Source organism: Anabaena sp. UHCC 0204 (assembly GCF_009711975.1).
In the GTDB taxonomy this organism is placed as follows: domain Bacteria; phylum Cyanobacteriota; class Cyanobacteriia; order Cyanobacteriales; family Nostocaceae; genus Dolichospermum.
Genome location: NZ_VIKW01000019.1, coordinates 1 through 20,352, shown reverse-complemented (window position 1 = coordinate 20,352; position 20,352 = coordinate 1). Strand labels below are relative to the sequence as shown.

Here is a 20,352-nt window from a genome sequence, read left to right as displayed (position 1 = left end):
CAAATCTTATATTGCTAACAAGCAATTAAAAGAAAAGATACACAGATAGATGTCGAGTCAAAAAAGTACACAAAATATTTTTATCGGCGGTAACAGATCATGGAAATTGGCAAAAATTTATGTTAATCGCCGTACCGAATTTGGAGATAAATTACATACCAATACTGATCAAAAAAGAGAGAAAGAAGAAAGGGAAAAGGCGAAAACAAAAACCTTTAACCTTTACCCTTTAAGCTTTTCCACAGCCAAGGCACAAATTTTCGAGTCTGAACCGAGCAGTATGGCATGACATCCTCAGAGGTGGATTTTCGGAATTTTTTGGGAAGCAATCATACCTGAAGCGCGAAATGTAACGGATTGCAACGTATAATGAGAACGAGAAAACAGTTAAGAAATATTGAAGAATAGTAGGTTTAAATGCGAGTAGCTATCGCGGGCGCGGGTCTAGCAGGACTTTCCTGTGCAAAATATCTAACCGATCTAGGTCACACCCCCATTGTCTTGGAGCGCCGGGACGTAGTGGGTGGCAAAGTGGCTGCATGGAAGGATGCCGATGGTGACTGGTACGAGACAGGACTGCACATTTTTTTTGGGGCTTATCCCAATATGTTGCAGTTATTCAAAGAATTGAACATTGAAGATCGATTGCAGTGGAAAGAACACACAATGATCTTCAATCAGCCTGAAGCGCCAGGGACATACAGCCGATTTGATTTTCCAGATTTGCCAGCACCTATTAATGGTGTTATCGCTATTCTGAGAAACAACGATATGCTGACATGGCCAGAAAAAATCAGTTTTGGGATTGGTTTATTACCTGCCATCCTCAAAGGGCAACAGTACGTTGAAGAAATGGATAAATATTCTTGGCGGGAGTGGTTGCAAAAGCAAAACATCCCCCCCAGAGTAGAAAAAGAAGTTTTCATTGCTATGTCAAAAGCCTTAAACTTCATTAATCCAGAAGAAATTTCTGCCACCATCTTACTAACTGCCTTGAATCGGTTTCTGCAAGAGAAAAACGGCTCAAAAATGGCTTTTCTCGATGGTTCACCGACAGAAAGATTGTGTCAGCCAATCATAGATCACATTACTGAAGGCGGTGGTGAAGTTCTTCTCAATGCGCCTTTGAAAGAGATTTTACTCAATGAGGATGGAACTGTAAAAGGATTCCTGCTGCGAGGCTTAAATGGGGCAGAAGATGAGATATTTACAGCCGATGTCTATGTATCTGCCTTACCAGTTGATCCATTAAAGCCGATTTTGCCAAGTTCTTGGCAAGAAATGCCCTTTTTCCAAAAATTAAACGGTTTAGAAGGTGTACCAGTAATTAATGTCCATTTGTGGTTTGACCGCAAATTAACTGATATTGATCATCTGCTATTTTCGCGATCGCCTCTCCTCAGCGTTTATGCTGATATGAGTAATACTTGCCGTGAATATGCCAATTCTGACCGTTCCATGCTGGAATTAGTTCTAGCACCGGCAGCCGATTGGATATCTAAATCTGATGAAGAAATTGTCGCTGCGACTATTTCCGAGTTAGAAAAACTCTTTCCTCAACATTTTGGGGAAGATAATCCTACAAAAATGCTGAAATATCATGTGGTGAAAACACCGCGTTCAGTTTACAAAGCTACCCCCGGTCGTCAGCAGTACCGTCCCTCACAGCAAACCCCCATTTCTAACTTCTATTTGACTGGGGATTATACTATGCAACGCTATCTAGCCAGCATGGAAGGGGCTGTACTTTCTGGTAAACTAACAGCGCAGGCGATATCTCAAGCACTGACGGTAGCAAATTCCTCTAACCTGCAAACGCCAACACGATCGCCTGTCAAGAATGCTGCAACTGCCTGATTCCCCGCCGCGCATGAAAACGCTGGTCTCTATAGATGAGTCATACAACCTTTGTCGGGAACTTACAGCTAAGTACGCTAAGACTTTTTACTTAGGTACAATGTTGATGAGTCCGGCCAAGCGTCAATCTGTCTGGGCAATTTATGCCTGGTGTCGCCGTACAGATGAATTAGTGGATGGTCCTGCATCTGCTATCACCACGCCAGAAACCCTAGACCTATGGGAAAAGCAACTGGAGGCGATTTTTGCGGGATGCCCCTTGGATAATTATGATCTAGCGTTAGTAGATACTCTCCAACGCTTTCCGTTAGACATTCAGCCCTTTCGGGATATGATTGCCGGTCAGCGCATGGATTTGTATCGCAGTCGCTATGAAACTTTCGAGGATTTATACCTCTACTGCTACCGAGTAGCGGGGACTGTCGGCTTGATGTCCACCACAATTATGGGCATAGATAATAATATCTATACCGCCCCTTGGTATCAAAGCCAACAACCCTATCTTCCTATAGAAGAAGCGATCGCTCTGGGAATTGCCAACCAACTCACTAATATTCTCCGCGATGTTGGTGAAGATGCACGTCGAGGCAGGATCTATATCCCCCAAGAGGATTTGTCTAGATTTAATTACACCGAACAAGACTGTTTGAAAGGCGTAGTAGATGATAGATGGCGTTCATTAATGAAATTTCAAATTGATCGCGCCCGGCAATTCTATACTCAGGCAGATAAAGGTATTACCTACCTCGCTGCTGATGCACGGTGGCCTGTTTGGGCTGCATCTATGCTGTATGAGCAGATTTTAGAAATGATTGAGCGCAATGATTATGATGTGTTCAGTCAGCGAGCTTATGTTCCCCAATGGAAAAAGTTACGCACCTTGCCAGCCGCTTGGATGCGATCGCAAGTGTTATAAATTGGTCAGTGGTCAATGGTCAATGCTTATTGGTCATTGGTCATTGGTCATTGGTCATTGGTCAGTTGGTAATAACCACTCGATTTATTCATAAAATAACTATTGACAAACATAAAAACCTCTGCTATGATTATTTTTCATAGCCTGGAGAGGTGGCTGAGTGGTCGAAAGCGGCAGATTGCTAATCTGTTAAGGGATTATATCCCTTCGGGGGTTCGAATCCCCCCCTCTCCGTTGAATTATTTGCAAAGATTTTGTTAATCTGAAGTTACTGCTTCACCCCAAGCATTAACTCATTTTTAGTCTTATATTATATATTTTTGCCAATTTCCGGAAATTAGGTTTTGGTGTTTTTCTCTCCTTCCTAGCCACGAAAGGATAAATAATTGGTACACTTGTTTACTTAACCCAGATCATAGTTAACCAGTGCCTCATGGTATACGTCAAGCGCGTTGAACTTACCAATTTTAAATCCTTCGGCGGGACTACTTCTGTCCCTTTGCTACCGGGGTGTACTGTCATATCTGGTCCTAATGGTTCTGGGAAGTCCAATATTCTTGATGCTTTGCTGTTTTGTTTGGGACTGGCTAGTTCTAAGGGTATGCGGGCGGAACGTTTACCGGATTTGGTGAATAATGCTCAAAAACATAAGGGACGTTCGGCGCTGGAAGCTAGTGTAACTGTGACTTTTGATATTTCGGATGTCTCTCGCAGAGGCGCAGAGGCACAGAGGGAGGAAGGGGAGGAAGTAGGGGAGACGGAAGAAAATCCAAATTCGGATGTCTCACGCAAAGGCGCAAAGGCGCAAAGGGAGAAAAATGATTCCCAGTCCCCAACAGATTGGAGTGTGACTCGCCGTTTGCGGGTGTCTCAGCAGGGGGGGTATACGTCAAATTATTATATTAATGGTGTGGCTTCTACTCTGACTGAGTTACATGAACAGTTGGAGGAGTTACGGATTTATCCTGAAGGTTATAATGTGGTTTTGCAGGGTGATGTTACTAGCATTATCTCGATGAATGCGCGGGAACGTCGGGAAATTATTGATGAGTTGGCTGGGGTGGCGACTTATGATCGGAAGATTGTCCAAGCTAAGTCTACTTTGGATGAGGTGAAGGATAAGGAGGATAGTTGTCGCATTATTCAGACTGAGTTAAGTGTACAATGCGATCGCCTATCTCAGGACAAGGCTAAGGCGGAAAAGTATCAATTATTGCGAATTGAATTTATTCAAAAACAATCCTGGGAAGCGGTTTTATCTTGGCGTTCTCTGCAATTACGGCAGGAAAAGCTGGTTGCAGAAGTTCAAGATGGCGATCGCAGTTATAGTGATTTTACTAATGAATTATTAACAATTAATTCCCAAATTAATCAGAAAACTACTGAATTAGAACAGCTAAATCTCCGTGTTAAGGCTTTGGGTGAGGAGGAACTTCTTTCTGTTCAATCAAATCTCGCTACTCAAGAAGCGGAACGGAAACAACTCCAACGTCAACAACGAGAGTTAGAAGCATCTATCCAAGAATCTACAAGGCGTTTAAATCAAACTGATCAAGAAATTCAACAATATCAACTTGCTTTAGAGGAAGCTAAAAAAAGTCATAATGTAGAGACGTTCCATGGAACGTCTCTACAAATAGAAAGAGATAAGGCTCAAGAAAATTTAGAATCTTCTCGTCAAGCTGCTGCGGAAATTGCTTCAGCTTCGGAAGCTTGGGTACAACAACAAACGGCTTTGAATCGGCAAATTGAATCTTTGCTACATATTCTTGAACCTCAACGCACTGAACAAGCGCAGTTACAGGAACGGAATACTCAATTACAACAATTGATTTCTGAACAATCTCAATTAATTGCAACTTTAGAACCGGAATTAGCTCAAAAACAAGCTGAATGTGTGAGTTTGGAAACAGAATTTAATGCTTCTACCCAACCAATTCAGAATTTAGCCGAAAATCTGGCTGCGACGGAACAAGAGTTACAAATTCAACAAGATACCCAAAAGCGGCTTTTACAAGAACAACGGGACAAACAACGTCAATTAGATAAGTTAGAGGCACAGACGCAAGCGCAACAAGAGATACAAGGAACACAAGCTAGTAAGGTAATTTTACAGTCAGAAATGCCGGGTTTGTGCGGTTTGGTGGTGCAGTTGGGTAAGGTTGAACCTAAACATCAATTAGCACTGGAAATGGCTGCTGGTGGACGTTTAGGGCATATTGTTGTTGACGATGATAGTGTGGCATCGGCGGGAATTGAACTGTTGAAACAAAAACGGGCAGGGAGAGCAACTTTTCTACCTTTAAATAAAATTAAAGTACCTAAGTTTACCCAAGATGCAACTCTGCGTTTAGCTGATGGTTTTGTGAGTTATGCGGTAGATTTGGTAGAATGCGATCGCCGTTATCATGATGTATTTGCCTATGTTTTTGGCGCAACGGTGGTATTTGCTACTCTTGCCCAAGCTCGGAAAAACATGGGATTGTATCGTATAGTCACGTTACAAGGGGAATTATTAGAAACTAGCGGGGCAATGACTGGTGGTAGCGGTAATCAACGTTCATCTTTGCGATTTGATCACGGTGAAACAGGGGAATCCCAGGAAGTCGCTAATTTAAAAACTCGCTTAATAGATATTGATCGGATTTTAGAACGTTGTGGAGAAGCAATTTCTACTTTAGCAAGTCGCACTAAAACTCTTTCCCTAGAATTGACGGAAGCACGTCAAGTCCGCAGAGAACAACAGTTATATTTAGAGCAGTTAAAGAAAGACATTAAGAGTTTAACAACGCAGTTAGAAAATACCCGCGCTCAACTTTCCCAAAATACCGAAAAATTCACATCTGCACAATCGCGGTTAGAAATTTTAGATCGGGAATTACCGAATCAAGAAATTCAATTACAACAATTAAGACATACTTTAGCTGAGTTGGAATCTTCCCAAACCCCCAGCGAATGGCAACAAATCCAAGCTATCATTAAAAACCAAGAACAGGAATTACAACAACGAGAAACTGCATTACGAGATGTTCAACAACAATTAAAAAATCTCGAAAATCAACAACAACGATTACAAGAAAAAATAGAAGAATCTCAAGCGCGAATTATTCAATATCAACAAGAAGAAACGACAGGAAAACAGCAACAAGCAACAGTTAATAGTCAAGTTGAAGAATTGAATAATTTAATTACCGCAATGCAAGCTAATTTGCGGAAACTGGAAGAGAATTTAGGGGAAGAGAAAAAGAACCGAGATACAGCAGAAACAGAATTGCGATCGCTCTTATTGCGTCAACAACAATTACAATGGGAAATTGAGAAACTGCAAGAAACTCAACAAAAACGCCGGGAAGATTTAACAGCACTCCAAACTCAATTGCGAGATTTAGGTGCAGAATTACCCAGTCCTTTACCAGAAGTTCCCAATAAAGTTGATTTAGAAGACTTACAAAAAGAATTGCGGACTATAGGCAAACGTTTACAGGCAATGGAACCTGTGAATATGTTAGCTTTGGAAGAATACGATAAAGTCCAAGGTCGTCTCCAAGAACTTACGGAAAAATTAGAGACGTTGGAAGGTGAACGAACAGAATTATTATTAAGAATTGAAAACTTTACCACCCTCCGTCAAAAAGCATTTAAAGAAGCCTTCGACGCAGTAAACGAAAATTTCCAATCAATTTTTGCTATCCTTTCCGATGGTGACGGTTATTTACAACTAGATAATCCCGAAGATCCTTTTAACAGTGGCTTAAACCTAGTCGCACACCCGAAAGGTAAGCCTGTACAACGTTTAGCTTCCATGTCTGGGGGAGAGAAATCCTTAACTGCATTAAGTTTTATATTTTCCCTACAACGTTATCGTCCATCTCCATTTTATGCCTTTGATGAAGTTGATATGTTTCTAGATGGGTCAAATGTGGAACGATTAGCGAGAATGATTAAACAACAGGCAGAACAGGCACAGTTTATTGTAGTGAGTTTGCGCCGTCCGATGATAGAATCAGCACAGCGGACAATTGGTGTAACTCAAGCTAGAGGCGCTTATACTCAAGTTTTGGGTATTAAATTACAATCATCTGACCATTGAAGCATTCCGCAGGATTGCGTAGGATATATAATTGTAATGCGATCGCTCTTAACTCTACATCAGATAATACGTAGTATCTCGTAAAAAAGTATCGCTTTTTGCTTGCTTTATAAAAGGTATTTCCCCTTATACAAAACAAATTTTACAAAGGAAATCTTCTTAAATTTTCCTGCATTTTTTTCTTTCCTTGTTGTTTTACAATATATTTCATATATATTTCTTCCATTTCATCCATTGTTCGACTAGCGTAATCTTCGTGTTCTTCCATCATTTTGATAAGAAATTTTTTTCTTTCTTCTTTGCAATACTCCCTTCTGTTCAATGCCTCTTCATCACATATTTTCATACTTTTAAAAGAATCTAATTCTGTCGGTATATCGTAGATTATTTTAACAAAATCATTCTTTTTTACAAGAATAAAATCTTGAGCATAAATAAAATCTTGGTCATATTCCGACATTTCTTTTTTTGACCGTTTTTTGCGATGTCCCCACTTGTTAGAGTAAATTGTTCTAGTCATTTCGTATGTAATTTTTTCCAGAGGACAAGCAATATATTCACCTAAATCAATAAAAGTAGGATATTCTGGGTTGACGACAAGACCTTTTGGTAATTCATTAATATTACAAATCAAGGGAATATCAACGTAACCTTCTGTTTGAAAATAAATATTACTCTCTTTATCTACTATAAAAATAGGTCTTAATTTTTCTGTTTTTAAATATTCTATCCACCAATCAAACACACGATTATTAGTAGCATCAATAATCCAAATAATTTTATTAGCATCGCAACCATAAAAAAGCTCTCTTTCCTTTACTTTCGGGTTGCTTAAACTGGAATGCTGAAATTCAATGATTAAATTGCCAATTTTTACATCTGCACGGTGTCTTATCTCACCTTTTTGCATGACTACTTCCCTGGATTCAACAGGAAATAACTCTTGCCATTGTAAATGCCAAAGAGTCATATCATACCACTCATCACAATGTGAATCAGAGGTGTTTTTGTGCCTCCAATGATGTTTTATTATCTTGCCACAAGCAGCATATACTTCCGTTCCACAGCAAGGACAGGTAGCTTTTACTCTTGGAGTAGGTGGTATTTTATTACCTTCTTCATCTAACGCATAATAGAAAGATCCCTTTTTTTCTGTAGTCATAATTCCACCTTTGTACATTAGTTGTAATTGGTAAATTATAGAGTATTTAGTGTTATTATCTTACGTTGGTTATCGCCGAAAAATTAGCATATTTTTTAAAAAAATTTGAATAAAATGAAGATATTTATTAGTTAATAAATCCATCTAACAATTACCGTCTTCCAAACACAGAAACATATTAAACAAATTAGTAAAATCTTTTGCTTTTAAACATAATAAATATATTTCAAAACCAAGATTTCTTTCCAAAGGGTGCATCAATACTGCCTACTATGTTTTCTATCTGAACAACTGTATCAACACAGTAAGCAACAACAAATTCTGCGTCACTGGCGTTTATATCTACTTTCATATTTGGATAAAGTGTTGTCCCAGAAAATGTAAAATACACATCACCTACTATTTGCTTATATCGCATATAGTCAGAATAATTCATCCCTAAAGCAACATAAAGTAAAATATCCTGCATTTTTTCAAATGCACGATAAGCTTGTTTACAATTAGATTGAGAAGCCTGTTTACCAAATTGGTCTATTAAAACAATTCCATCAGTAACAGATGGTAAACTTCCTACAATTGCATTTTCAACACGTTTGAGTGCCAAAGTTAAACCCGATGAAGAATTTCTCACTGCTTCTTGATAATTGTCTTGTTTTAGATTTAATTCAGCAGTAACTAGATACTTTTGAATTTCCTGATTTTCAATGATATCAGTCAAACTAATAGTATCAAAATCAATTGCCCATACCTCCCTATTAACTTTTCTTAGAAAATCTCTTGTATATGTTCTACAGTCGCTCACATCAGATTCATTTGGGTATTTGGCTTTATGTTGTGCATCATTACGTATCGAATGTAAATACTGAATATTGGATTTATCAGGAATTGAAGAATAACCTTCTTTTTTTAGCAGTGAATCAGCTTGCTGTATCAATGCTTGAAAGCCATCAGCAGGTGATTTCATCGCATCTAATGAACCTATTATGGCTCTAAGGATAGTTTCTACAGCTAAATCAAACCCTATGACTGCCATTATTCTGCTTATAGTGCTATGTGATGAAGCTGATTGAACAATTGCATTTTGGTAAATTTGCTTAACCAATATTAGTTTTTTGTGGGTAATTGGATCAATTGAAATAGTCACTGTCTAATGTACTAATCATTTTTATACTATTATAGTGTGATCGCCGATCTTGTAGGGTGCGTTAATGAAATGTAACGCACCTTATTTTTAATTGAACAAAAGCGACTTTTTCGGAGTAACGTCTCAAGAGAAAGTCAAAATCATGCCAGTGCGATCGCTCGTAGGTTAGATTGATAAAGTGCGATCGCTTCTAGGTTAGATTGACAAAGTGCGATCGCTCGTAGGTTGGATTGATAAAGTGCGATCGCTCGTAGGTTGGATTGATAAAGTGCGATCGCTCGTAGGTTGAATTGATAAATTGCGATCGCTTGTAGGTTGGATTGATAAAGTGCGATCGCTTGTAGGTTGGATTGATAAAGTGCGATCGCTCGTAGGTTGGATTGATAAAGTTAAAATTAGAAGTGACTGCGTGAGGACAACTTGATGCAAATTACCCTGAACCTACCTGATAGCCTCAGTAAAACTGAAACTTTTAACCAGAGTGAATGGCTTCAGGAAATAGCCATTGCCCTATTCCAGCAGCAGCGGATTTCCCTCAGCCGCGCCAGCAAAATTGCTGGAATAGACATAATGAACTTTCAAAAGCTGCTGGCAGATCGGAATATTTGTGTCCATTACGATGTGGAAGACTTTGAGCAAGATGTTCAACACCTGCGGAGTCGGGGCTGGCTATGATTGTCGTCAGTGATACTTCTGCTCTCTCGAATCTTGCCCTTGTTGATCATCTTGGGTTGCTAAAAGCTATTTACCATCAGGTTATCATTCCTGACGTGGTTGCCAGCGAATTGGTAGCCGCCAGCAATCCTACTATTTCAGCTATTCTCCAACTGGACTGGATTCAAACCCAATTCCTTAAGAACTCCCAACTTGCTAACCAGCTTCAACAGGAACGAGGACTTGATGCCGGTGAAGCAAATGCTATAGCCTTAGCACTTGAGCTACAAGCCGATGATTTGCTCATTGATGAACGCTTGGGACGGCAAGAAGCTCTCCGGCTTGGGATACCTATTATTGGTATTCTGGGTATTCTGCTTGTTGCTAAACAAAGAAGTCTTATCCCTCAAGTTCAACCTGTCATGGATGCTTTGATCAATCAGGCTGGTTTTCGCATCAGTCCCCAGCTATATCAGCGTATCTTATCTCTTTCTCAAGAACCTTGACTTGTTAGTTTAGCCGTAGGTTAGATTGATAAAGTGTGATAGCGTACCCTACGGGAAGCAAGCTACGCATTGCGTACTAAACTTGTTCATATGATGGTGAAAATGTTTAATACCGCGAAAATTGAAGAAGATTGTCTGTTAGAGTTAGTTAAAGGACATTAAAATCTCCTAAAAGAGATTTGGTTAAATTTTTGATTCTGATTTTCCTTTAGTATGGAAATATTTTATCAGAGGTAAATAGTTATGCAGAGTATGAGAGTGCGATCGCTAATTGGTAAAAATGGACTTTTACAAATTCAATTACCCGAAACAACAGAAGGAACGGAATTAGATATTATTCTTGTTTATGAATCAGCATTACCAACAAAAACAACAACAAAATTGAGTGATTTTTATGGTTGTATTCAAGATGAAACATTTATCAGACATCCACAGCCAGAACAAGCAGAAAGAGAGCTATTTTGATGATTTATCTGCTAGACACTAATGCCTGTATTATTTATCTCAAGGGCAAAAATTTTCATTTAAAACAAAAGCTGGATAATATCCCACTTTCAGAAGTCGCTGTTTGTTCAGTTGTGAAGGGTGAATTATTTTACGGATCAATTCGTAGTGCTAACCCAGAGCGTAATCTGACGTTACAGCAAGGATTTTTGAGTCAATTTGTGTCTTTGCCTTTTGATGACCAGTCTGCTAGAATTTTCGGAGAAATTCGCGCCCAACTTGCTGCTAATGGAACACCTATTGGAGCTTACGATTTACAAATTGCTGCTATTGCTTTAGCGAATAATTTGATATTAGTTACCCATAATACTAAAGAATTTTCACGCATCCCACAACTACAATTGGAAGACTGGGAAATAGAGTAATTTATCTCAAAAAATAAATTAAATTAGAACTCAAAAAATCAAGTACAATTAATTTAATGCCAACATAACATCTAATATCATGAATAACCTTCTATTAAATAGAATAACAATTAACCATGATGTTTGTCATGGTAAACCGTGTATTCGTGGATTGCGCTATCCGGTGGAAATGATATTAGAACTTTTGAGTTCAGGCATGAATATTGATGATATTTTAGAAGATTATGATGATTTAGAATACGAAGATATTTTAGCAGTTCTCAGCTTTGCTACTCGACTCACTCAAGTTAAAAGTATCCTCCAATTAGTTTCATGAAATTCTTGATTGATGCTCAATTACCAATGCGAATTGCCAATTTATTAGAGAACTTAGGTTGTGATGTTATACATACCAAGAATCTTCCTTTAAAAAATGCAACTCCAGATTCGGAAATCAACAAACTATCAATCATGGAACAGAGAATTGTTATTACCAAAGATAAAGATTTTTTAGATTCTTTTTTAATCAAACAAGAGCCTTACAAACTACTACTAATAACGACAGGTAATATTAGTAACAAACAAATTGAACAACTTTTTCTACAAAATATTACTCAAATAATCGAATTGTTTTTGACGTATAAACTCACACGAAATAGATTACAACTTCACAAGCATTGATAAATTGCTTGACGATTTTGAAAAAGACATTGAAACCTGGAGTGAATCATGAAAGCAATTATTGAAGTAGTCAAAGGTGGTTCTGCAATCCGAGCCGCTCGTCAACAAATTAAAGACTCCGAAATTGGAAAGCCAGTAAATTTTAGACTTTCATTTGAATCTGCAAAATCACTTTTTAGCGAGCTAACGCCTGCTCGACTTGATTTGCTTGATACTCTAAGCAAAATAGAGCCATGCAGTATTTACGCGCTGGCAAAAACAGCCGAAAGAAACTATTCAAACGTACACACAGACGTAAATCGCCTGGAAGAACTGGGATTAATTGAACGGACAGAAGAAGACAAAATATCTGTACCGTTTGAATCCGTTGAAATATTCATGCCACTAGCGAAAGCAGCGTGAGAATTTGAAAAAACAGCGAAGGTGAGCTTTACGTTAGCCCACATTGCCGCTTAGTGTTATCTTGTGATATAGTCAGCTTCTTTCCGCAAAACCTGCATTTTGAGAAGCGATCGCGCTCATAGGTTAGATTCATCAAGTGCGATCGCATAACGCACCCGAAAAATACTGAGATTCTTTCAAAAGGAGAATTGCTGTAACCCTATTTATTATTGTTTTGGAGGTCGTTTGCACTTTTATTAGCGGTATCAGAGTATACAGAACCCCATTGTTTTAAAGCTTCTCCAGATTCTTTAGCAATTCTTTTAGCTCTTTCCACAGGATCATCTTCTGTTTCACGAGCTTCTTTATTCCATTCTCCTGTGGTTTTGGGTCTATCAGCATCATCCTGACGGACAATTTTGTTCAGTTTTCTGGTGATATTGTCGCTGCTACGTCCAGACTCAATACTAGAGTTTAAACTTGTTGTTAGCATTAAAAAACCAACTAAAACAACAGTAAAAACACGCTTAATTTCAAACTCTTGCAATATAAACTTGATAGTATTGATTACTTGATTGAATAAATGTGCCATTATTATTCTCCATTAATTGAATGTGAATACTTTTCAAATTGGCAGAGCTTGATTGATTAGCTAATAATCTGAGTTACAGGTGAAATTCAGTAAAAGCATATTGTTTTTTTGCCAATTTAGCTGCTATCAGCACAATTCAAAATTAGAGCTAAAAAGCTAGTTATTCATCTAACAAAAGTTATAAATTATTTATAGACTAGGGAAGTTTTACAAATTCTGCTTTATATAGTAATAAACTTGAGTTTTTAGAGGGTGTTTGAAAAGTATCAGAATTAATCGAGATCCCCTTGAAAAAGGGGAGGCTAAATTCCTCAAAGTCCCTCTTTTTAAAGGGATTATTGTATTGCTATTTAAACAAGGTGTTGTAAGCGACTAAGACGTTCTGTGTAACTTTTCATCACTTGGATAGCAAACATGGGTGTTTCCTGAACAGCAAAGAGAAATCCTTGTTCATTCAGAAAAGCTAGTTTACAATCGGTTTTAGCGATCGCTGTATAAGTCCTCTTTTTTTTCCCTACAAGTATACCTGTACCAAAAACTTCATCTGTTTTAATTGTTTCTACTATTTTACCATTAACTAATATCTCCACCTCTCCCTCCAGAATGCCATACATGGAATCACCAGGTTGTTCTTCTGCAAAAATGATTTCACCTGGTGCAAATACTTTAGGGTTAGGTTGTCCTTGGAAAATAGTGATTGTTGATAAAGAAATTAACATAAAAGTAGTTCCAAGTGAGTTGAGTAATACAAGAATGCAGCAAATTATACTATTTTTCATTCATGATGATCAACCCATCTTGCGGTCACAGTATTAATTTCAACACTAGACAAAAAAATAGGGATGATATTTACCATCCCCATCAATTTCATATCTGACAAAAAACTTTACAGTTGAGGTGCAAACTGAGATTTATCAGGTACTTCGGCGTATTCAGCCACAATTTGACGGAATTCATCACCATCAATGGTTTCTTTTTCAATGAGCAAATCAACCAAACGATCTGTAAGACTACGATGATCACGCATCATCTTCTTAGCGTTTTTATAGCATTCTTCCACAATTATTCTGACTTGGGCATCAATGCGACAAGCGATCGCTTCAGAATACTCAGAACGGGTTGTCCAGTCACGACCGAGGAATACTTCACCTTGTTGGCTTTCCAAGGATAAAGGACCTAAATCAGACATCCCAAATCGAGTTACCATTTGTCGTGCCATTCCTGACAACTGCTGTAAGTCTCCACCTGCACCAGTTGTCACTTCTGCCGGTCCAAAAACTACTTCTTCAGCAGCACGACCACCTAAAGCCCCTGTGATTCTGGCTTTTAACTGAGAACGGCTGATTAAACCTTGTTCTTCGTTAGGCATAAACCAGGTTAAACCCTGGGCTTGTCCTCTAGGAATCAGAGTCACTTTCTGCACGGGGTCATGATCTTTAAGTAAAGTCCCCACCAAAGCGTGTCCGATTTCATGGTAAGCAATCAAACGCTTACTCTTGCTGTCTACCAAAGGAGTACCTTCCATCCCAGCAACTACCCGGTCTACAGCATCATCAATTTCTAGTAAAGTGATGCCTTCTTTGCGTCTTCTAGCTGTGAGAATAGCGGCTTCATTGAGGAGGTTAGCTAAATCTGCACCACTAAAACCAGGAGTTCGACGAGCGATCGCTTCTAAGGATACACTTTCATCTAATTTCTTATTTCTGGCATGAACTTGCAATACTTCCAAACGGCCTTTAATGTCTGGAGCATCTACCTGTACTTGTCTATCAAAACGACCGGGACGCAATAAGGCTGCATCGAGGACATCAGGACGGTTGGTAGCCGCAATAATAATAATCCCGGTGTTGCCTTCAAAACCATCCATTTCTGTTAATAGTTGGTTGAGGGTTTGTTCCCGTTCATCATTACCACCACCGATACCTGCACCCCGTTGACGACCTACAGCGTCAATTTCATCAATAAAGATGATACAGGGAGCGTTATCTTTAGCTTTCTTGAACAAATCACGGACACGGGAAGCACCCACACCCACGAACATTTCTACAAATTCCGAACCGGAAATACTAAAGAAAGGAACACCTGCTTCACCAGCGATCGCTTTTGCTAGTAGAGTTTTACCAGTTCCTGGAGGTCCAACTAACAGCACACCCTTGGGAATCCGCGCCCCAACAGCAGTAAATTTTTCAGGTTGTTTCAGGAAAGTAACAACTTCTTGTAATTCTTCCTTTGCTTCTTCAATTCCCGCCACATCGTCAAATTTTACCCCAGTTTTCGCTTCCATTTGGAAACGAGCGCGGGATTTGCCGAAGTTCATCGCTTGTCCAGGACCGCCGGGAAGATTATTAGAACGACGGAACAAAAAGAATAATCCTGTAATCAATAAAACTGGGAAGATTAAATTACCCAAAAGTCCCCAGATTGCACCATCATTTCGCATGGGATGGGCATCAAAACTAACTTGCTTCTGTTTGAGCTTTTGAATTAATTCAGGAGCATTTATCGGCAAATCTACCCGCCAGCGTTGAGTGCGGTTTTCAATGTCTTGGTCATTAGCCTCGATAATTGCGGTTCTACCACCATCGTAAAGATCCACATTGGTAACGCGGTCTGCGTCCAAGTATTCTAGAAAGCGACCATAGGTCATACGGGTGTTAGCGGCATTTTTACTCATGTCCGCAGGAGCGCCTGCGAAAGCGCCTTGCCAAAAGAAAAAGCCAATTACTAAAGCCAGCACTGACCAGAGTGCTACGACTCTCCAAGAGAATTTCATCTTTAATTTGCCTCTAGATACTAATATGACTGCTTTTGTAACGGATGTTTATAAATCCATTTTGTAATTTGAGCCATAAAACGTCGGTTTGCTTATGGCAGATCCATGAAGTTTGTCTAGAATCTTAATTAAATTTAACCTAATTCTCATACTAATACCAATTAAAAATTAAAAATTAAAAGTTAAATATTCCCAAAGTCATACACAGTGAGGATTTGGGACTGATTTATATTTTGCTATCTCTAATACTAATTTTATGCTGGACTGCACAGGATCACCAAATTCATTTATTTTTCTTTATCTATGTTTATCTGTGTTTATGAATACTATTGAAGGTTAATTGTGCTTTAAAATTTATTAAAATGCAAAAATATGGAAATTGAACCACGTTCGCGTAGCGTGCCGAAGGCATAGAAACGAATAAGCGAAGGTAAGAGTTTTAGAGAGATTTTTCGTGATGGGTGATAGTGCGATCGCTGATATTGTAACTAAGTAGGTAGGTGGGAAAACTTATAACTATGTCATTGCGAGTGGAACGGAGTGGAACGCAGCAATCCCAAGAGTTTTGGGTAATTTACAGTTCGTTACATAGTTGGGTGATTAGCATCTACCTACTTAATCATCGTTTAAAATATAGTAGACTTCTTTTGGAAATTGCTATGAAAGCAGAGTTAACAGCCATCATTGAGAGAGCAACGGAAGGAGGATACTGGGCAATTTGTCATTGAGGCTGTACCAAGACATACAGAAATTAAGGAATTTTTAGCCCAGAAAATTCTTAAAAACTTAAATACCGAATAGTGCTTCTTTACCAAAAAATTCTTATTTATCTATGCTATCTTTAATATAAATCTAAAAGGTTAAAAATGAAAGCAATTACAAGCAACCAAGCCAAACACCAATTAGATGAACTCATTAATAGAGTTATTCTTGATGTAGAACCAACTATTGTTTGTAATGATCAAGGACAACAAGCAGTTTTAATGTCTTTAGATGAATTCAATTCTTGGCAAGAAACATTATATTTATTATCAAATCCAGCTAATGCTGAACATTTGATGGAATCTATTAAACAAGCCAAATCAGGTAAAAAATCAGTGAAAGAATTAATTGATCCATGAAAATTACTTTTACTGAAGCTTCTTGGTCAGATTATCTTTGGCTACAAGAAAATGATAAAAAACTCTTAAAAAGAGTGAATTTACTCATTAAAGACATTATTAGAAATCCCTTTGAAGGTATTGGTAAACCAGAACCTTTAAAAGCAAATTTATCAGGATATTGGTCAAGACGAATTGATTCTGAACATCGGTTAGTTTATGAAATTTCTGAAGCAGAATTAACGATTATTTCCTGTAGATTTCACTATCAAAAATAAATGATTAATCCTAATTTATTGAACGCAGATAAACGCAGATAAAAAATCAGGTGTTGCTGATTAAGAGTATGATTTTGTTTCACGCAGAGGCGCAGAGTCTACAGAGAGTAAGAGTTTGAAATCATTGATTTTTGAATTTCATACCCTAATTCAGCAACGCCGAAAATCACTGTTCCCTATTCTTCATCTTTGTGCATCAATGGACGTAAACCATTTAAACCTGCTGCTATAGCTGACCCATTATGTACTACTGTCGCTGCTAATGGGTGCATTCCGACGGTTGCGGCTAGTCCTAATGCGGCTAAGTTGGGAATTACTGCTAAACTAATATTTTGTTTAATGACGGTTTTGGTTTCACGAGCGTTATACCCCACTCCTTGATCTCCTCCCCCTGGAAGGGAGAGGAATTTTTACCCCTACTGACTCCTTATTTCTAATATCAAGGAACAATCAATACAGGACAGGGTGAAAGATTAATCACCCGATTTGTAACACTATCAGTTAGACCTTCATCAGTTAGCCCTAACCCGCGACAGCCCATAATAATTAAATCTGCCCCCACCTCATCAGCAACATCACAGATAGTAAAAGCAGGGTTGCCTTGTTTCTCTATGACTTCCGCTTTGATGCCTTGTTGCTGAAATAAGGCTTGGGCATTTTCCAGTAGTTTCGCAACGGCTTCTGGAGACATCATTGCATCTTCAGCAGGTGCGTCTGGGGCTGGTTCTTCGACAACTGACAGCAATACTAGACGGCTACTAAACTGCTGCACAACCTTAGTAACTAGGTCAGCAGCTTCTCGTGCTTCACGACTTTGATCAATTGGAAATAAAACTGTTTTAAACATATCTCACCTGGACACACCTCACTCCGGTAAAATCTTGATGGACATACTTTCAAAACAATAACAAAAAGACAATCAGGAGAATTTGGCTGTGTCGAAAAAAAGTTTAGCAAGTTTATCTGCGGCTGATATATCTGGAAAACGCGCTTTGGTACGGGTTGATTTTAACGTGCCTGTGGATGATCAAGGCAACATTACCGATGATACCCGGATTCGGGCGGCGCTACCAACAATTAAGGATTTAACCCAAAAGGGAGCTAAGGTCATTTTAGCAAGTCATTTTGGCCGTCCCAAGGGAGTAGATGATAAATTACGTTTAACACCTGTTGCTAAACGCCTTTCTGAGTTGTTGGGACAAGAAGTTGTCAAGACTGATGACTGTATAGGTGATGATGTAGCTGCCAAAGTTGGCGCTTTGCAAAATGGCCAAGTGCTGTTGTTGGAAAATGTCCGCTTCTACAAGGAAGAAGAAAAGAACGAACCTGAATTTGCGAAGAAATTGGCTGCAAATGCTGATTTTTATGTAAATGATGCGTTTGGTACTGCACACCGCGCCCATGCTTCTACTGAGGGTGTAACTAAGTTTCTCAGTCCTTCTGTGGCTGGTTACTTGGTTGAGAAGGAATTGCAATACTTACAAAGTGCAATTGAAGAACCTAAGCGTCCTTTGGCGGCTATTATCGGCGGTTCTAAGGTTTCTAGCAAAATCGGCGTAATTGAAACCCTGTTAGAAAAGTGCGATAAGTTGATCATTGGCGGAGGGATGATTTTTACCTTCTATAAAGCCCGTGGTTTGAGTGTTGGTAAGTCTTTGGTAGAAGAAGATAAGCTGGAATTAGCTAAGGCTTTGGAAGCTAAGGCTAAAGAACGTGGTGTGGCTTTGTTGCTACCTACAGATATTGTCTCCGCAGATAAGTTTGCGCCTGATGCTAATGCTACTACTGTCAGCATTGAAAATATCCCTGCCGATGGTATGGGTTTAGATATTGGTCCCGATTCTATCAAGGTTTTCCAAGCGGCTTTGGCTGATTGTAAGACTGTGATTTGGAATGGTCCAATGGGTGTGTTTGAGTTTGATAAATTTGCTGCGGGTACAGAAGCGATCGCACATACTTTAGCAGAAATCGGCAAAACCGGCACAACAACCATTATCGGTGGTGGTGACTCTGTAGCCGCTGTAGAAAAGGTAGGTTTGGCTGATCAAATGAGCCATATTTCTACCGGTGGTGGTGCTAGTTTGGAGTTGCTAGAAGGTAAGGTTTTACCTGGTATTGCAGCTTTGGATGAAGCATAATTGAAAGTATGAAGGATAAAGTTTTTGGCTTTGTCCTTCATTCTCTGCAATTAACCAAATTAAGGAAAACAATATGCAAGTACAAACTCGCAAACATATTTACACCCCTGAAGAATATTTAGAATTAGAAGAAAAAGCACTTTATAAAAGCGAATATCGCGATGGAGAAATTATTCCTATGACTGGTGGCACGACAAATCATAATCAAATCGCGCTTAATTTTGCATCATCTTTATTATATGTTATTAGAGGAAAAAAATATCGTGTTTTTATTGGAGATGTGCGTTTATGGATTCCTGAATATCGAGAATATACTTATCCTGATGTGATTGTAACTGATGGAAAGCCTATTTATGCAGGTAAAAATAATACTACTGTGACTAATCCTTTATTAATTGTTGAGGTTTTATCTAAATCTACAAAAAATTATGATCAAGGTGATAAATTTACTTTTTATCGTTCTATTCCCCAATTTAAAGAATATGTTTTAGTGGAACAAAATCAATATCAAGTGATGCACTATAGCAAAACTAATGAGGGAGAATGGATTTTTCGAGAATATAAATCTGAAAATGATATTGTCAAGTTGCAATACCTTGATTTTGAGATTAGTTTAATTGACATTTATCAAGATGTTAATTTTGAGGATAAGGAATAATTTTGAAATTCTCCCTTTCTTAGTCAAGTTATTCTTGATGTTTGAATGGACGTTTTTCTAGTTCTTGAATGGGTAATAGTAGGGTGTCTTCAATGTGCGATCGCATTTCTGGGGAAGCGAGATTTAAGCAGTCTACCAGTAATTTATTAGCATCATAATAATTTTGTAGCCGTATATTCTCTAATATAAATGATTGCCATTTTGTGGTTTGTATAGAACTTAATTGTTCAAAAATAGAAAATAAATGGTCATAAAAGTTTAATTCTACTATGTCAGTATGTAGATTATTTTTCATTTTGTACTCATTAAAAAATTCTTCTTGTTGATCCTGATTTACTGCTTGTAAATATTCAAATTCATTTAATTCAAAATTCATTTTTGATTCTAAGATATTCTGACCTTCTAACATCAAATTATTTTGAATATCTTTCAATGCCTCTTCTTGAGTCAATATCATTTCTAATTGCTCATCATATATAAAAAATATTATAATATTAAGAAATAGCTTAAATATTTTTTCGTTCATTTTGTTATAGATAAATTCATTTTTTATTCCCAAATAATTATCAATACC

At 38.2% G+C, this 20,352-nt stretch carries 23 protein-coding genes, 1 tRNA gene and 2 pseudogenes; 17 read left to right on the top strand and 9 right to left on the bottom strand.

The genetic code is table 11. The features are described 5' to 3' along the window. The first annotated feature begins 49 nt into the window (after positions 1–49). The 5 genes from FJR04_RS15930 to smc all read left to right on the top strand — a co-directional run bounded on the left by FJR04_RS15930 (position 50) and on the right by smc (position 6,863). Positions 50–289 (top strand): hypothetical protein, encoded by a 240-nt coding sequence (locus FJR04_RS15930; protein WP_168496477.1) that lies wholly within the window; start codon positions 50–52, stop codon positions 287–289. Between the two features lie 128 nt (positions 290–417). Next, positions 418–1,857: a 15-cis-phytoene desaturase gene (gene pds, locus FJR04_RS15925; protein WP_168496475.1), complete on the top strand. Its 1,440-nt coding sequence runs from the start codon at positions 418–420 to the stop codon at positions 1,855–1,857. After that, positions 1,841–2,773 (top strand): 15-cis-phytoene synthase CrtB, encoded by a 933-nt coding sequence (gene crtB, locus FJR04_RS15920; protein WP_168496473.1) that lies wholly within the window; start codon positions 1,841–1,843, stop codon positions 2,771–2,773. Before pds ends, crtB begins: the two co-directional genes overlap by 17 nt. A gap of 146 nt (positions 2,774–2,919) precedes the next feature. Further along, positions 2,920–3,007: transfer RNA gene (locus FJR04_RS15915), tRNA-Ser, on the top strand. 199 nt (positions 3,008–3,206) lie between these two features. Further along, a complete protein-coding gene (gene smc / locus FJR04_RS15910) occupies positions 3,207–6,863 on the top strand; it encodes a chromosome segregation protein SMC (protein WP_168496471.1) in 3,657 nt (1,218 codons plus the stop codon). 142 nt (positions 6,864–7,005) lie between these two features. Here smc and FJR04_RS15905 read toward each other — a convergent pair whose 3' ends face one another. The 3 genes from FJR04_RS15905 to FJR04_RS15895 all read right to left on the bottom strand — a co-directional run bounded on the left by FJR04_RS15905 (position 7,006) and on the right by FJR04_RS15895 (position 9,598). Then, positions 7,006–8,025, bottom strand: coding sequence for a hypothetical protein (locus tag FJR04_RS15905; protein ID WP_168496469.1), 1,020 nt, complete (start codon positions 8,023–8,025; stop codon positions 7,006–7,008). 226 nt (positions 8,026–8,251) lie between these two features. Then, positions 8,252–9,169, bottom strand: a complete 918-nt coding sequence (locus FJR04_RS15900) for a hypothetical protein (protein ID WP_168496467.1) — start codon at positions 9,167–9,169, stop codon at positions 8,252–8,254. Between the two features lie 195 nt (positions 9,170–9,364). Continuing rightward, on the bottom strand, positions 9,365–9,598 hold the full coding sequence (locus tag FJR04_RS15895) for a hypothetical protein (RefSeq protein WP_168496465.1): 234 nt from the start codon (positions 9,596–9,598) through the stop codon (positions 9,365–9,367). Here FJR04_RS15895 and FJR04_RS15890 point away from each other — a divergent pair. From FJR04_RS15890 to FJR04_RS15860, 7 genes are all read left to right on the top strand, one after another. Beyond that, a complete protein-coding gene (locus FJR04_RS15890) occupies positions 9,593–9,844 on the top strand; it encodes a UPF0175 family protein (protein ID WP_168496463.1) in 252 nt (83 codons plus the stop codon). The genes FJR04_RS15895 and FJR04_RS15890 overlap by 6 nt on opposite strands. Then, a complete protein-coding gene (locus FJR04_RS15885) occupies positions 9,841–10,329 on the top strand; it encodes a DUF3368 domain-containing protein (protein ID WP_168496461.1) in 489 nt (162 codons plus the stop codon). The genes FJR04_RS15890 and FJR04_RS15885 overlap by 4 nt, the downstream gene beginning before the upstream one ends. A gap of 243 nt (positions 10,330–10,572) precedes the next feature. Then, a complete protein-coding gene (locus tag FJR04_RS15880) occupies positions 10,573–10,794 on the top strand; it encodes a hypothetical protein (protein WP_027402412.1) in 222 nt (73 codons plus the stop codon). After that, entirely contained in the window at positions 10,794–11,198 is a 405-nt protein-coding gene (locus FJR04_RS15875) for a type II toxin-antitoxin system VapC family toxin (RefSeq protein ID WP_168496459.1), read from the top strand. The genes FJR04_RS15880 and FJR04_RS15875 overlap by 1 nt, the downstream gene beginning before the upstream one ends. 79 nt (positions 11,199–11,277) lie before the next feature. Continuing rightward, entirely contained in the window at positions 11,278–11,514 is a 237-nt protein-coding gene (locus FJR04_RS15870) for a DUF433 domain-containing protein (protein WP_168496457.1), read from the top strand. Then, positions 11,511–11,858 carry a DUF5615 family PIN-like protein gene (locus FJR04_RS15865; protein WP_168496455.1) on the top strand — a complete coding sequence of 116 codons (348 nt, stop codon included), beginning with the start codon at positions 11,511–11,513 and terminating at the stop codon, positions 11,856–11,858. The genes FJR04_RS15870 and FJR04_RS15865 overlap by 4 nt, the downstream gene beginning before the upstream one ends. A gap of 48 nt (positions 11,859–11,906) precedes the next feature. After that, positions 11,907–12,260: a MarR family transcriptional regulator gene (locus FJR04_RS15860; protein WP_168496453.1), complete on the top strand. Its 354-nt coding sequence runs from the start codon at positions 11,907–11,909 to the stop codon at positions 12,258–12,260. Between the two features lie 199 nt (positions 12,261–12,459). Here FJR04_RS15860 and FJR04_RS15855 read toward each other — a convergent pair whose 3' ends face one another. From FJR04_RS15855 to ftsH2, 3 genes are all read right to left on the bottom strand, one after another. Then, positions 12,460–12,831 (bottom strand): hypothetical protein, encoded by a 372-nt coding sequence (locus FJR04_RS15855; RefSeq protein WP_168496451.1) that lies wholly within the window; start codon positions 12,829–12,831, stop codon positions 12,460–12,462. Positions 12,832–13,181: 350 nt separating this feature from the next. Beyond that, positions 13,182–13,550: a cyclic nucleotide-binding domain-containing protein gene (locus FJR04_RS15850; RefSeq protein WP_168496449.1), complete on the bottom strand. Its 369-nt coding sequence runs from the start codon at positions 13,548–13,550 to the stop codon at positions 13,182–13,184. Positions 13,551–13,717: 167 nt separating this feature from the next. After that, on the bottom strand, positions 13,718–15,604 hold the full coding sequence (gene ftsH2, locus FJR04_RS15845; protein WP_168496447.1) for an ATP-dependent zinc metalloprotease FtsH2: 1,887 nt from the start codon (positions 15,602–15,604) through the stop codon (positions 13,718–13,720). Between the two features lie 518 nt (positions 15,605–16,122). On the opposite strand from ftsH2, the gene FJR04_RS26220 reads away from it, so the two are divergent. The 3 genes from FJR04_RS26220 to FJR04_RS15825 all read left to right on the top strand — a co-directional run bounded on the left by FJR04_RS26220 (position 16,123) and on the right by FJR04_RS15825 (position 16,982). Next, positions 16,123–16,332: a hypothetical protein gene (locus tag FJR04_RS26220; protein WP_254445303.1), complete on the top strand. Its 210-nt coding sequence runs from the start codon at positions 16,123–16,125 to the stop codon at positions 16,330–16,332. 138 nt (positions 16,333–16,470) lie between these two features. Then, positions 16,471–16,725: a type II toxin-antitoxin system Phd/YefM family antitoxin gene (locus FJR04_RS15830; protein WP_168496445.1), complete on the top strand. Its 255-nt coding sequence runs from the start codon at positions 16,471–16,473 to the stop codon at positions 16,723–16,725. Continuing rightward, on the top strand, positions 16,722–16,982 hold the full coding sequence (locus FJR04_RS15825; protein WP_168496443.1) for a Txe/YoeB family addiction module toxin: 261 nt from the start codon (positions 16,722–16,724) through the stop codon (positions 16,980–16,982). Before FJR04_RS15830 ends, FJR04_RS15825 begins: the two co-directional genes overlap by 4 nt. A gap of 176 nt (positions 16,983–17,158) precedes the next feature. On the opposite strand, the pseudogene FJR04_RS15820 reads toward FJR04_RS15825, so the two are convergent. Both FJR04_RS15820 and FJR04_RS15815 read right to left on the bottom strand, forming a co-directional pair. Next, positions 17,159–17,344: pseudogene (locus FJR04_RS15820) on the bottom strand (hypothetical protein); the annotation flags it as partial. A 77-nt stretch (positions 17,345–17,421) separates the two neighbouring features. Further along, complete coding sequence (locus tag FJR04_RS15815) at positions 17,422–17,829, bottom strand: universal stress protein (protein WP_168496441.1); 408 nt, start codon at positions 17,827–17,829, stop codon at positions 17,422–17,424. Between the two features lie 88 nt (positions 17,830–17,917). Here FJR04_RS15815 and FJR04_RS15810 point away from each other — a divergent pair, with 88 nt between their 5' ends. Together FJR04_RS15810 and FJR04_RS15805 are read left to right on the top strand one after the other, a co-directional pair. Then, entirely contained in the window at positions 17,918–19,120 is a 1,203-nt protein-coding gene (locus tag FJR04_RS15810) for a phosphoglycerate kinase (RefSeq protein ID WP_168496439.1), read from the top strand. A gap of 73 nt (positions 19,121–19,193) precedes the next feature. Then, positions 19,194–19,778: a Uma2 family endonuclease gene (locus tag FJR04_RS15805; protein WP_168496437.1), complete on the top strand. Its 585-nt coding sequence runs from the start codon at positions 19,194–19,196 to the stop codon at positions 19,776–19,778. A gap of 28 nt (positions 19,779–19,806) precedes the next feature. Here the strand turns inward: FJR04_RS15805 and FJR04_RS15800 are convergent. Beyond that, positions 19,807–20,352 (bottom strand): annotated as a pseudogene (locus FJR04_RS15800) (hypothetical protein); the annotation flags it as partial.

Coding starts and splice junctions, on each gene's coding strand:
- pds (WP_168496475.1), top strand. CDS start 418: ATGCGAGTAGCTATCGCGGGCGCGGGTCTAGCAGGACTTTCCTGTGCA.
- FJR04_RS15805 (WP_168496437.1), top strand. CDS start 19,194: ATGCAAGTACAAACTCGCAAACATATTTACACCCCTGAAGAATATTTA.
- FJR04_RS15830 (WP_168496445.1), top strand. CDS start 16,471: ATGAAAGCAATTACAAGCAACCAAGCCAAACACCAATTAGATGAACTC.
- FJR04_RS15850 (WP_168496449.1), bottom strand. CDS start 13,550: ATGTTAATTTCTTTATCAACAATCACTATTTTCCAAGGACAACCTAAC.
- FJR04_RS15880 (WP_027402412.1), top strand. CDS start 10,573: ATGCAGAGTATGAGAGTGCGATCGCTAATTGGTAAAAATGGACTTTTA.
- FJR04_RS15860 (WP_168496453.1), top strand. CDS start 11,907: ATGAAAGCAATTATTGAAGTAGTCAAAGGTGGTTCTGCAATCCGAGCC.
- FJR04_RS15875 (WP_168496459.1), top strand. CDS start 10,794: ATGATTTATCTGCTAGACACTAATGCCTGTATTATTTATCTCAAGGGC.
- FJR04_RS15870 (WP_168496457.1), top strand. CDS start 11,278: ATGAATAACCTTCTATTAAATAGAATAACAATTAACCATGATGTTTGT.
- ftsH2 (WP_168496447.1), bottom strand. CDS start 15,604: ATGAAATTCTCTTGGAGAGTCGTAGCACTCTGGTCAGTGCTGGCTTTA.
- FJR04_RS15855 (WP_168496451.1), bottom strand. CDS start 12,831: ATGGCACATTTATTCAATCAAGTAATCAATACTATCAAGTTTATATTG.
- FJR04_RS15825 (WP_168496443.1), top strand. CDS start 16,722: ATGAAAATTACTTTTACTGAAGCTTCTTGGTCAGATTATCTTTGGCTA.
- FJR04_RS15885 (WP_168496461.1), top strand. CDS start 9,841: ATGATTGTCGTCAGTGATACTTCTGCTCTCTCGAATCTTGCCCTTGTT.
- smc (WP_168496471.1), top strand. CDS start 3,207: ATGGTATACGTCAAGCGCGTTGAACTTACCAATTTTAAATCCTTCGGC.
- crtB (WP_168496473.1), top strand. CDS start 1,841: ATGCTGCAACTGCCTGATTCCCCGCCGCGCATGAAAACGCTGGTCTCT.
- FJR04_RS15905 (WP_168496469.1), bottom strand. CDS start 8,025: ATGACTACAGAAAAAAAGGGATCTTTCTATTATGCGTTAGATGAAGAA.
- FJR04_RS15865 (WP_168496455.1), top strand. CDS start 11,511: ATGAAATTCTTGATTGATGCTCAATTACCAATGCGAATTGCCAATTTA.
- FJR04_RS26220 (WP_254445303.1), top strand. CDS start 16,123: ATGTCATTGCGAGTGGAACGGAGTGGAACGCAGCAATCCCAAGAGTTT.
- FJR04_RS15815 (WP_168496441.1), bottom strand. CDS start 17,829: ATGTTTAAAACAGTTTTATTTCCAATTGATCAAAGTCGTGAAGCACGA.
- FJR04_RS15930 (WP_168496477.1), top strand. CDS start 50: ATGTCGAGTCAAAAAAGTACACAAAATATTTTTATCGGCGGTAACAGA.
- FJR04_RS15890 (WP_168496463.1), top strand. CDS start 9,593: ATGCAAATTACCCTGAACCTACCTGATAGCCTCAGTAAAACTGAAACT.